Origin of the sequence: Antarcticimicrobium sediminis, assembly GCF_004348975.1 — a bacterium.
Classification (GTDB): domain Bacteria; phylum Pseudomonadota; class Alphaproteobacteria; order Rhodobacterales; family Rhodobacteraceae; genus Antarcticimicrobium; species Antarcticimicrobium sediminis.
In genome coordinates, this window is record NZ_SMFP01000034.1 from 1 (window position 1) to 11,295 (window position 11,295).

Consider the following 11,295-nt stretch of genomic DNA (forward strand, 5'->3'; position numbering starts at 1 on the left):
CGCTATGGGCGCCCGGGCAAAGGCAACGACAAGGGCAATGTCGAGGGGATGGTTGGGTATGCGCGGCGCAACCACATGGTGCCGATCCCCTGCTTCTCTGACTGGGACGCCTTCAACTCTGGGCGGACGCGCCTTCTACTTCCTCGAAGACCTGCAGTCCTGGATCGCAGCCGCGCCTCGTCTCGCTGGAACCGGCGGTCGGGAAATGCGGGCGGGCAGCTAGGACCGCCACGATGCCGGGAGCCAAGAACCCGGACCGCAGACGCATCCGTATCCGGCGCACCTACTCGGTGCCCGAAGTTGCGGATCTTCTCGGCGTGCACGTTCACACTGTTCGCAGATGGCTGAAAAGAGGGTTGAAGACAATTGATGGCCAAAGCCCAACGCTGATTCATGGCACGGAGCTTCGCCGTTATTTGGATGCCCGAACCAAAAGCAGGAAGCAAAAGTGCGGCCCGGATGAGATGTACTGCCTCACCTGCCGCGCTCCGCGCCTGCCAACACTGGGCTCTGTTCATTTAGCCGATCTAAACGAGAAAACGGTCCGTTTGGTTGGCACATGTTGCACCTGTGGGAAGCAGATTTGCCGAGCTGGCAGCTCGTCGCGACTGAAAGAATACACGGCCTCATTCGGACCACTCCAGAGGCGAACCCCAAGCCTAAGGGGGAGCAGCATTCCCCTCTTGGATGGTGACTCAAAGGAGCAGGACGAAAATGGACAAATTCAACGCGGATAACGAACGGGTCAAGCGTGACTATGCGGAGTTCCTTCGTGAAGCGGATCAGAAATCCGAAGCCACTGTGCGCGGGGTCGAAAAGGCGCTCCTTCGTTTCGAGCAATTCACCGGTTTCGCTGACTTCGGACTCTTCAATCGCGATCAGGCCAAAGGCTTCAGGAAATCCCTGTCCACGCCCGTAGATGACAGCAAGCGACTCGGAAATTCAACCATTCTCTCTACGTTGAAAGCTGTGCAACGGTTCTTCCGCTGGCTGTCAGTTCAACCCGGTTTCAAGTCGAAGATCGACTCAAACGCTATCGCCTACTTCAACCTTTCTGAAAAAGATATCAGGGCAGCAAATTCTTCACCTTCGAAACCGTCCCCGACCATGGATCAGTTGAAGCGGGTCCTGGCTTCCATGCCTTTTGAAACTGTGTTGCAGCGGCGTGATCGCGCCGTCTTTGCGCTCATTATGATGACCGGCACCCGCGACAATGCGGCCTCCTCTCTCCTACTTGGTCATGTCGACGTCGAGCGACAGATGATCGTGCAAGACCCGAAGAACGTCCGCACCAAGAACAGCAAGCTGATCGAATCCGTGCTGTTGCCCCTTGGCCCAGAAGTGGAAGATGCCCTGTTGTCCTGGGTCACATATCTGCGCGAAGATCTCGACTGGCAGCCTGACGATCCTCTATTTCCTCAATCGCAGCATCGGATCGACCCTCAAAAGGGCCCAGTTGTTGATGGCATCAAGCTTCAAATCTGGTCTGGTTTCCAGCCAATCCGGCAGATTTTCCGGCGCGCATTTGAAGGCGCAGGCTTGCCCTACTTTACCCCACACCGGGTGCGGAACACCGTTGTCGAATACGCATATCTCACCTGCCGGACGCCTGAAGAGTTCAAGGCGTTTAGTCAGAACCTTGGCCACGAAAGCGTCGTGACGACCCTTTCCAGTTATGGTCAAATCCCTCTCGCCCGGCAGCGCGAACTGATCCGCAACGCTGGAAAGAGCAAGGACTTGGACGCCAAGTTAGAGCGGTTACTTGAAATGTTAGATGGGGGAGCAAAATAGGTTCACCTGTGCGCGTGCTTACGCTTGCGGTAGGTAAACCCCGCTACCAGAATCCAACCCGCAGACTCTCGTTATGAACGAGGGACCAGCGGGGGGCAGGTCACGACCTAAACGCCCAGTCCCACCCATATCGAAATCCACGTCAGATAAGTTCGCAATGCCTGTCGCGTTGACCGAGCTGGGCCTGCGCTTCCGGCATAAAATCGCTCCTTGAACTTAGTCCGGGGTCAGGCGGGCCACGGCGCGGCGCATGGCGGCGACGATCTGCGCTTCGTTCTGCACGAAGTCTTCGAGCATGCCGGCGCAGCTGAGCACCAGCGGGCGGTGACCGTGATCGAGTCCGCCGGGTAGGGGCATGGCGATGGCGCCGGCGCCACGGGTGACAAGGCCGCGCGAGAAGGCATAGCCGTCGCGCCGGGTCTTTTCGACCTCTTTCAGCACGTCGGCCGGGCAGAGCGCGCTTTCGGGAAGCTCGGCATTGGTGCGGCGGGTGATGGCTAGGATCTCGTCATCGGGGCAGGAGGACAGCAAGGCAAAGCCGGTGGCCGAATTGGCCAGCAGGCGGCGCGAGCCAATAGGGAGGTGGTGGCGGAACTCGGTACGCGCCTGCATCACGTAGATGTACTGCGAGAAGATGCCGTTGCGGGTTGCAACGAATACCCCGGCCGAGGTTTCCTCGCAGATTCTTTCAAGCGCGTGGATCAGGCGCCCGTCGCGGATCGGGCCGGAGTCGATCCAGGCACCCAGCAGCGTGACGCGTGGCGTGGGCATGTAGGTTCGGTCTTTCGGGTCCTGGTCCAGATAGCCGGCTTCGAGCAGGCTGCGCAGCAGGACCGAGGTGGATGACTGCGGCATTTCGAGCGCGCAGGCGATGTCCTTTGCCCGGGCGGGTTTTTGCGACCCGATGAAATATTCGAATATTTTCAATACTCTGAGGGCGGACTTCACCGAAGCAGAGCCGCTTGTTTCTCCCGCGCTTGGCGCGGTGGGGATGCTGCGAAAGGGGCGTTCGGGGTGGTCGTCATCTGTGCTCATGTCGCCACCATAGAATCATATATGTGATTTAAAAAGATATATATATGATTATGGTAGACGAGCCCCGCAACTTGGGTATCTGATCCACTCCCAAGAGGATGAGAAAGCAGGGAGGAGACCCATGCTGGGATTTGACTTCGACGGAGTGCGGTTCCCGCCTGCCGCGGAAGAGGCCCGTACGCGCATTCGGGCGTTTCTGGAGGCTGAGCACGCCGCCGGACGGATCGTGCCGCATCGCGGAACATGGAGCACGTTCGACGCCGGTTTCACGCGCCGACTGGGTGAGGCCGGTTTCATCGGCGTCACCTGGCCGAAGGCCTATGGCGGGCAGGAGGCATCTTCGCTGGTGCGCTTCGTCATCACCGAGGAGATGCTGGCGGCGGGGGCACCCTGCGCGGCGCATTGGGTCGCTGACCGGCAATCGGGGCCGCAGATCCTGAAACACGGCACCGAGCGCGCCAAGCAAGTGATCCTGCCGGCGATCTGCCGTGGGGAATGCACCTTCGGAATCGGCATGAGCGAACCGGGATCGGGATCGGACCTTGCCTCGGTGCGAACCCGGGCGACACGGATCGACGACGGCTGGCGAATCGACGGACAGAAAATCTGGACCACGAACGCACATAATGTGACCTACCTGATCGTCCTGGCGCGCACCGGCGAAGCGGGGCCAAGCCGGCACGAGGGGCTGACCCAGTTCATCGTCAAGGTAGACAGCCCCGGAATCGAGGTGCGCGGTATTCAGGACATGGCCGGCAATCACGAGTTCAACGAAGTCTTCTTCGACGGCTGTTTCGTCCCTGACGACATGATGCTGGGCGAGGAAGGCTCGGGCTGGGACCTGGTGACCGGGGAACTTGCCTTCGAACGTTCAGGGCCGGACCGTTTCCTTTCGGATTTCCAGCTGTTCGTGGCGCTGGTGGACAAGGTGGGGCCGACGCCCGGCCGGATGTCGGCCGTCGAGATCGGGCGCATGTTCTCGGAGCTTTCGGCGCTGCGGCGGATGTCCACCTCGATCGCGGGGATGCTGGACGAGGGGGCGCAGCCGCTGGTCGAGGCGGCGATCGTCAAGGACCTGGGCACGAGTTTTGAACAGGCCCTGCCCGAAACCGCCCGCCGGCTGGTGGCCGAGGAGGCCGACCGGGAAACCGGCGAGGTCTATGGCGAGGCGCTGGCCGAAACGATGCTGCGGGCACCGTGTTTCTCGCTGCGTGGCGGAACGCGGGAAATCCTGCGCGGGATGATCGCGCGCGGGATCGGGCTGCGCTGAAGCTGGCGCGGAAAGGAGGACAGACATGACACTGGATCACGATCAGGTCGAAATCGCTGCAATCGTAGAGGATCAGGCCGATCGCCTGCTGCGCGACGCGATCACACGCGAGGTGCTGGCGGCGGCGGATGGCGGCGTGTTCGACGCGGCACTTTGGCAAAAGGTGAGCGAGGCTGGCCTGCCGTTGGCGTTGCTGGGCGAAGAGGCGGGCGGCATCGGGCTTGCTCCGCGTCAGGCGTTCCGCCTGCTGCGGCTGGCCGGGCAACACGCGCTGCCGTTGCCGCTGGGAGAAACGATGCTGTTCGCGGCGCTGAGCGGCACGTCCGGTGATGCGCCGGCGGGGCTGGCGCTTTCCGCCGATGGCGTCCTGCAGCGGGTGGCGTTCGGTGCCGATGTCGCGGTGGTGCTGCTGGCCGAAGTCGGGGGCTGGCGCGTGGTGCCGGCGTCGGAACTTCAGGTGACGAGCGAGGGGCGCAACATCGCCGGAGCGCCGCGCGTGACGCTGACCGCCACGGGCGGAACGTCCCTGCTCCTTCCGGGTTGGCTGGCGCGCAGCGCCGGAGAGGATCCTGTTCTGGCGCTGAGAGCCTGCGGTGCGCTGGCGCGTGCGGCGGGCATGGCCGGGGCGATGCGCCGAGTGCTTGCCATGGCGGTGGACCATGCGGCGACGCGGGTGCAGTTCGGCAGGCCGTTGGCTAGGTTCCAGGCGATCCAGCACATGCTGGCCGCCGCGGCCGAGGAAAGTGCGGCGGCGTCCGCGATCGTCGATTCCGCAGCCGAGGCCTGGGGCCAGGAAGATTTCGTGATGCGCGCGGCGGTGGCGAAATCGCGCGCCGGGCTGGCGGCGGGCCGGGTCGCGGCGATCGGGCATCAGGTTCACGCGGCGATGGGCTTCACACAGGAACACGATCTGCACTTCTTCACTCGGCGGCTTCTGTCGTGGCGCGACGAGTTCGGATCGGACGCGGAATGGGATGGCTGGATCGGGCAAAGGATCTGCACGGCGGGCGGCGGTGCCCTGTGGCAGACACTGATTGACGCGACCACCACCGTCGAGAGGGAGGCGCGGGCATGACCGAGGCATCCCCCTGGGACAGCACTCCGGCGAAAGGGCCCTTGAGCGGGGTTCGGATTGTCGACCTGACGAATGTGATCATGGGGCCGTTCGCGACCCATATCATGGCGGACATGGGCGCCGACGTGATCAAGGTGGAAAGCACCAGCGGTGACACCGTGCGCGCCTACAAGCCTTTGCGAAACGAGGGGATGAGCGGCGCCTTCCTGCACCTCAACCGGAACAAGCGTTCGGTCGTGCTGGACCTCGACACCGCGGTGGGGCGCGAGGCGCTCGGCAAGCTGCTCGCGACGGCGGATGTTTTTGTTCATGCGCTGCGGCCCCACTCGATAGAGCGGCTGGGATACGGGCCCGAACGGGTGCGCATGCTCAATCCTGACATCATCTATTGCGGCGCCTACGGCTTCTCGGTCGATGGCCCCTATGCCAAGAAGGCCGCCTATGACGACATCATCCAGGCCGGGTGCGGGCTGGCCGATCTCTACCGGCATCTGAATGGAGAACCGGCCTATGCGCCGACCGTCCTGGCGGACAAGACAGCAGGGCAGGCGATAGCCTATGCCGTGATCGCGGCCCTTTTCGCGCGCGAACGCGGCGCCGGCGGGCAGACGGTGGAAGTGCCGATGTTCGAGCTGTCGATCGAACTGAACCTGCTGGAGCATTTCGGCGGCTTCGCCTTCGAACCGGCTCTGGGTGAGCCGGGTTTCGCGCGGGTGCTGAGCAAGTTCCGCAAGCCGTACCGAACGGCAGACGGGCATTGCTGCATCCTGCCCTACAGCGATCGCAACTGGCTGGACTTCTACGAGTTCGTGGGTCGCGGGGAGTTTGCTTCGGATCCGCGCTTCGCCCGCCTGTCGGAGAGGGTTCAGCATATCGACATTCTCTATGGCCTGATCGAGGCCGAGGCGCCCAAGCACAGCAATGCCGAATGGGTCGAGTACTGTGACCGGGCCAAGATTCCCTGCATGCCCGTGCTGTCGATCGCGGAGCTGCCCGACGATCCGCATGTGAAGGCCGTTGGCCTGTTCTCCCATGCCGAGCACCCCACGGAAGGCAGTTACAAGATGGTCCGCCGTCCGGTGAACTTCGCCGGGTCGGAATTCGAGCTGCGCCGCCACGCGCCGCGCTTGGGCGAGCATACGCAAGAGGTGATGACCGCCCTCGGCCTGACCGAGGAATGGCAACTACAGCAAGGACAGGATCCGCAATGACGCAACATCTGATCTATACCGTTTCCGACGGCATCGGCCGCATCGAACTGAACCGGCCCGAACGCAAGAATGCCTTCACCTTCGACATGATCGACGCCTGGGCCGAAGCCTATGCCGATGCGCGCACCAACCCAGACGTCAAGGTGGTCCTCGTCTCCGGACGCGGCGATGCCTTCTGTTCGGGCGGTGATATTATCGAGATGCAGGACCGGCTGGATCAGACCCCGGAGCAGCGCAAGGCCGAGCTGTACGAGCGCATCGAACGGATTCCCCTCGCGCTGGAGGATCTGGACAAGCCGGTGATCGCATCGGTGAACGGCGCGGCCGCCGGGGCCGGGCTGGACCTGGCGCTGATGTGCGACCTGCGGATCGCGGCCGCCTCGGCCACCTTTGCCGAAACATACGTCAACGTAGGTCTGGTGCCCGGTGCGGGCGGCGCGCATTTCCTGCCGCGTCTCGTGGGTACGGCCAAGGCGCTGGAGATGTTCTTTACCGGGGAATTCATCGACGCCGAAGAGGCGTTGAGGATCGGGCTGGTCAATCGCGTCGTGGAGGACGACGCGCTGGCCGAGTCAACCGAGGCGCTGGCGCAGAAGATCGCGCGCGCGCCCATGCAAAGCCTGCGCATGATCAAGCGGGCGGTTGTCGGGGGGATGCGCAACGATCTTCGCACCAACCTCGACATGATTTCTTCGCATTACGCGGTCGTGACCGCGGGCGAGGACCACAAGGCCGCGGTGCGGCGCTTCATCGGGAAGCGCGGCAAGTAAGCGCGGATATTCTGATCTGGGAGGAAAAGGATCATGAAAAGAAGAACGGTACTGACGGGCATGGCGGCCGGGCTGGCCATGCCGATGCTTGCGCGCAAGGGGTTCGCCAAGGGGATCAACCTGCGTGTCGCGGACAGCTTTCCGACGACGCACCAGTATTCGATCAACTGCAAGGCCTGGCTCGACCGGGTGACGGAGCTGACCGAGGGGGAAGTGACGTTCGAATATTTCCCGGCGCAGCAACTGGCCAAATCGGCGGATCTTCTGGACGCGGCGCAGAACCGCATCGCCGATATCGTCTATGTCCCGCCGCTCTATCAATCGGCGCGGCTTCCGCTTTCGACCGTGGCGGCGCTGCCGATGGCGGCAAGCGTGAAGGTCGAGGACATGGACAAGCTGAACGAAGCCTGGTTCCAGATGATGACCGACCAGTTGAATGAAAAGGAGCTCATGGGGCTTGGGGTGCGAGGCATCCGCGCCATGGTGACGGCCCCCTATCAGATCATGGGCCGGACCGACAAGTTCGAGACACTGGAGCAACTTGACGGCAAGAAACTGCGCTCGTCCGGCGGTGTGCAGGAACGCAGCGTCAAGGCGCTGGGCGCGGTGCCGGTGGGTATTCCGGCCCCCGACCTTTATCCGGCGCTTCAGCGCGGCACGGTGGATGGCACCCTTTTTAACATCCCCACGGCGATGGGTTACAACCTCCAGGAACAGCTGATGTGGGCGACCGGCAATCTCAACCTAGGGCTGTTCCCGATCTTCTACGCGATCAACGAGGATGTCTGGCAGGACCTGTCAACCGAGGTGCAGACCGCGTTGATTGACGGTTCGAAAGATGTGCAGGCCGAAGTGCTTTCCGCCGATACCAAGCGGGCGGCCGATTTCACCGCCGCGCTCGAAGCGAAGGGCGGCGGCGTCTATGACGTGAAGCCCGAGCAGTTCGCTCTCTGGAACGAACGCCTTGCCCCGGTGCGCGAGGACTGGGTTTCGGGACTGGAAGCCCAGAACAAGCCCGCCACCGAGGTTCTGGAGGCCTGGAGTGCGCTGATCGGCGCCTGATCGTCGGTTGCGACAAAGGGCGCGCCGCCTCTGAATACCGGGGACGGCGCGTCTGCTATCATGGGTTTCCACAATGGGAGGACACCGGGATGAAGGTCGTTTTGCGTATTCTGGATACGCTTGAAAACGCGATGGGTTGGTTGGGAAACCTTGCCCTTGCGGTGCTGATGCTGGCGGTCGCGATGGATGTCGGCGGGCGCTACTTTCTAAATTCCCCGATCTCAGGCGTCTATGAGATCGGCGAGACCTATCTGATGGTTGCCATCGTCTTTCTGGGGTTGGCCCAGGCACAGCGGCATGGCGTGAACGTCAGGGTGCTGTTCGTATTCGAGCGGTTCCCGGCGCAGATGCGGCTTGTGCTTGAGGTGGCCTATCTGCTTGCCGCGGCACTGGTCTTTGGGTTGATCGCATGGCGGGCGGCCGAAACCGGCCTGCACGAGATTGCCCTGCGCCGCTGGACAACCGGGGTTGTGCCGATCCCGACGGGGCCGTCTTGGCTAATCGTGGCGCTAGGATCGGGGGTGCTAACACTGCGTCTGGCGGTAGATGCGCTGCGCACGGCGCTGGGCCACCGTGATCCCGTGGCGCTGGACCACCATGCCGAAGGGGAGTTGGTGGAATGATTGCCGCACTCGTCATGATCCTGCTGATCGTGCTTATCGTCCTCGGGATGCCGATTGCCTTTTCGCTGGCCGTGACCGGTACGCTGGGCATGTACCTGATGCTGGGCTTCGACCCGATGATGGGCGTGCTGAAAACCACGCCCTATCGCACGGCGGCGCATTTCCTGCTTTCGACCGTCCCGCTGTTCATCCTGATGGCCGAACTTCTGGCGCGCGGGTCGATCGTGCGCAATCTCTACCGCGCGTGTTACCTGTGGATGGGGCATGTGCGCGGCGGGCTGGCGCTGGCTGCGATCGCGGCCAACGTGGGTTTCGCGGTTCTGTCGGGCTCGTCCACCGCGGCGGCAGCGGCGATGTCGCGTATCTCGATGCCCGAGATGCAGCGATATGGCTACAACGAGAGTTTCGCCTTGGGCGTGATCGCCATCGGCGGCACGCTTTCGATCCTGATCCCGCCCAGCCTGCCACTGATCCTTTACGGGGTGATGACGGAAACCTCGATCGGCAAGCTGTTCCTGGCCGGGGTGCTGCCGGGCATCCTGACGGCGGGAGTCTATGTGCTGACAATCATGCTCCAGGTGCGACGCCGCCCCGAGATCGCCCCCGCGACGGAACGTTTCGACCGCGCCGAGAAGCTGGCCGCTCTGCCGAAGGTCTGGCCGGCGCTGGTTCTGGTGACGCTGGTTCTGGGCGGGATCTATTCCGGCGCGATGACCGCGACCGAGGCCGCCGCCGTCGGCGCGGTCGGGGCTCTGATCATTTCGGTCACGGTTGGAGGGCTGCGCTGGCGTGGCTTGCGCGAGTCTTTCTCCTCTACGCTGCGCACTACGGCGATGATCTTTTCGATCATCATTGGGGCGATGATCTTCAGCTACTTCCTTGCCGTGACACAGGTGCCGCAGCACTTAGTGGAATGGGTGGGCGGACTTGCCTTGCCGCGCTGGGGGATCCTGGCCCTCATCGTGCTTCTGTTTCTCTTGCTGGGATTCTTCATCGACCAGATCGCGATCATCATACTGACCTTGCCGTTGATCTTTCCACTGGTCGAGTCGCTTGGATACGACCCCGTATGGTTCGGGATCATCGTGACCAAGACCGTCGAACTGGGCCTTGTGACACCGCCCCTAGGGATGAATGTGTTCGTCGCTTGCGGGGCCACGGGAACACGGGTGGAGCAGGGGTTTCGCGGAATCGTGCCCTTCCTGATTGGCGACATCTTGGTGCTGATCTTGCTGATTCTTTTTCCCGAGATTGTGACGTTGCTGTCAAATCAACTGGACTGACGGGCCAAGTGCTTGTGAACGCGAATTGCGAATGGATACAGCCCCATGGGCGCTAGCAACGGTGGAAAAGAGTCCCGAGGGCACTGCCAAGTTGATCCCCCTCTCCCTCTCGGAAAACGGGGAGCCAAGACGTTTCCCGCCTCCGTGCCAAGCTTGAAAGGCCTGTCCGTCGTCAGATATTTTGGTACATGGCCACGCGCATGGTGCGGAGTTGGGACAGGCCGGCGCCGCCGGTTTCGGGGCGGGTTTCGTCCTGGCAACCGCAGCCCTTCACGCGGCAGGGATCGCGATGGGTCTGAAGGCAGCTAACATGGGCCAACGACCCGGAACGCGCAGCATGCAGTTGGTGTGCATCTTGGGGGCGTCATGGCCGCAGCGAGCTTCGGCGTGGCAATCGCCTGAAGACGCCTTGGACCGACAAGGACGGTTGGGGCTGACATATGTGGATGAACGGTTTGGCCAAACGGCAAGCGGCGCTGATACTTGACGATCAGCATCGGATCGTAGGTGCCGCTCCGATCGCGGGGGATGTCCAGAAGGACCTTGCCGCTGTCGGTGGTCACCGTCTTCTGGCTGCTGCCGTTTCGCCGACTGGGTGGCTGGTTGCGGCCCTCAGGCGCCTCCTTGGCGCGCTCTTCGTCGAGATGGACATCCATCTCCGTGCTCAACGCCCGCTCCGCCAGCGCCTTTGTCAGCTCGGACAGAATGCCGTCGTTGCCAAACAAATCACCAGGCGCGCGGCCTTCCATCAATCGGTCCAAGATGTCTTTATCGATGCTCATACGTGGGTCTCCTCTTCGAGCAGTTACCACGTCAGCGCACAAAATTCAGGATAGTCCCAGGCCAAATGGTGAAAACTGGTGGGAGCAAACTGCCTCCCTGAAATCGTTCAAACGATTTCTTTCATAAACGGCGTCAAGCAACGTCAAAAAGCCACCTGAGCAAGCCGTCACCGATTTTCGGGCATTGTCTCGACAGGATGTAGACAACACACTTCAAGATGAAACTTCCTAAACACGGTCCAAGCCGTTCAAGGCCATGTCGAAAGCATCGAAGTGTCAATCGGCATGCAATCCTGACCCCCTATCGGCGCCCAAAAATGACCCCTTTATTTTGCGCAGGGGTAGCTGGCCCGATGCGGTGTAGCCATCACACAGCGCAGCCGCGTCGGGCCA

The 11,295-nt window shown here is 62.2% G+C and carries 11 protein-coding genes and 1 pseudogene; 10 read left to right on the forward strand and 2 right to left on the reverse strand.

What is annotated here, in order from left to right:
• Window positions 1–233: 233 nt before the first annotated feature.
• Together E1B25_RS22875 and E1B25_RS21350 are read left to right on the forward strand one after the other, a co-directional pair.
• Entirely contained in the window at window positions 234–737 is a 504-nt protein-coding gene (locus E1B25_RS22875; RefSeq protein WP_132831598.1) for a helix-turn-helix domain-containing protein, read from the forward strand.
• Complete coding sequence (locus E1B25_RS21350) at window positions 715–1,791, forward strand: site-specific integrase (protein ID WP_165937723.1); 1,077 nt, start codon at window positions 715–717, stop codon at window positions 1,789–1,791. Before E1B25_RS22875 ends, E1B25_RS21350 begins: the two co-directional genes overlap by 23 nt.
• 216 nt (window positions 1,792–2,007) lie before the next feature.
• On the opposite strand, the gene E1B25_RS21355 is transcribed toward E1B25_RS21350, so the two are convergent.
• A complete protein-coding gene (locus tag E1B25_RS21355) occupies window positions 2,008–2,826 on the reverse strand; it encodes an IclR family transcriptional regulator (RefSeq protein ID WP_132831600.1) in 819 nt (272 codons plus the stop codon).
• Window positions 2,827–2,947: 121 nt separating this feature from the next.
• Here E1B25_RS21355 and E1B25_RS21360 point away from each other — a divergent pair, with 121 nt between their 5' ends.
• From E1B25_RS21360 to E1B25_RS22770, 8 genes and pseudogenes are all read left to right on the forward strand, one after another.
• The gene (locus tag E1B25_RS21360; protein ID WP_132831601.1) at window positions 2,948–4,096 is read left to right on the forward strand and encodes an acyl-CoA dehydrogenase family protein; all 1,149 of its coding nucleotides are present in this window, start codon (window positions 2,948–2,950) and stop codon (window positions 4,094–4,096) included.
• A gap of 25 nt (window positions 4,097–4,121) precedes the next feature.
• A complete protein-coding gene (locus tag E1B25_RS21365; RefSeq protein WP_132831602.1) occupies window positions 4,122–5,171 on the forward strand; it encodes an acyl-CoA dehydrogenase family protein in 1,050 nt (349 codons plus the stop codon).
• The gene (locus E1B25_RS21370) at window positions 5,168–6,382 is read left to right on the forward strand and encodes a CaiB/BaiF CoA transferase family protein (protein WP_132831603.1); all 1,215 of its coding nucleotides are present in this window, start codon (window positions 5,168–5,170) and stop codon (window positions 6,380–6,382) included. The genes E1B25_RS21365 and E1B25_RS21370 overlap by 4 nt, the downstream gene beginning before the upstream one ends.
• On the forward strand, window positions 6,379–7,152 hold the full coding sequence (locus E1B25_RS21375) for an enoyl-CoA hydratase/isomerase family protein (RefSeq protein WP_206338609.1): 774 nt from the start codon (window positions 6,379–6,381) through the stop codon (window positions 7,150–7,152). Before E1B25_RS21370 ends, E1B25_RS21375 begins: the two co-directional genes overlap by 4 nt.
• A gap of 33 nt (window positions 7,153–7,185) precedes the next feature.
• Window positions 7,186–8,214 carry a TRAP transporter substrate-binding protein DctP gene (dctP, locus tag E1B25_RS21380; RefSeq protein WP_132831605.1) on the forward strand — a complete coding sequence of 343 codons (1,029 nt, stop codon included), beginning with the start codon at window positions 7,186–7,188 and terminating at the stop codon, window positions 8,212–8,214.
• A gap of 89 nt (window positions 8,215–8,303) precedes the next feature.
• Window positions 8,304–8,837 (forward strand): TRAP transporter small permease, encoded by a 534-nt coding sequence (locus tag E1B25_RS21385; RefSeq protein ID WP_132831606.1) that lies wholly within the window; start codon window positions 8,304–8,306, stop codon window positions 8,835–8,837.
• Entirely contained in the window at window positions 8,834–10,120 is a 1,287-nt protein-coding gene (locus E1B25_RS21390) for a TRAP transporter large permease (RefSeq protein ID WP_132831607.1), read from the forward strand. The genes E1B25_RS21385 and E1B25_RS21390 overlap by 4 nt, the downstream gene beginning before the upstream one ends.
• 211 nt (window positions 10,121–10,331) lie before the next feature.
• Window positions 10,332–10,391, forward strand: a pseudogene (locus E1B25_RS22770) (hypothetical protein); the annotation flags it as partial.
• Window positions 10,392–10,425: 34 nt separating this feature from the next.
• Here E1B25_RS22770 and E1B25_RS21400 read toward each other — a convergent pair.
• On the reverse strand, window positions 10,426–10,902 hold the full coding sequence (locus E1B25_RS21400) for a transposase (RefSeq protein WP_245510816.1): 477 nt from the start codon (window positions 10,900–10,902) through the stop codon (window positions 10,426–10,428).
• Between the last annotated feature and the right edge of the window lie 393 nt (window positions 10,903–11,295).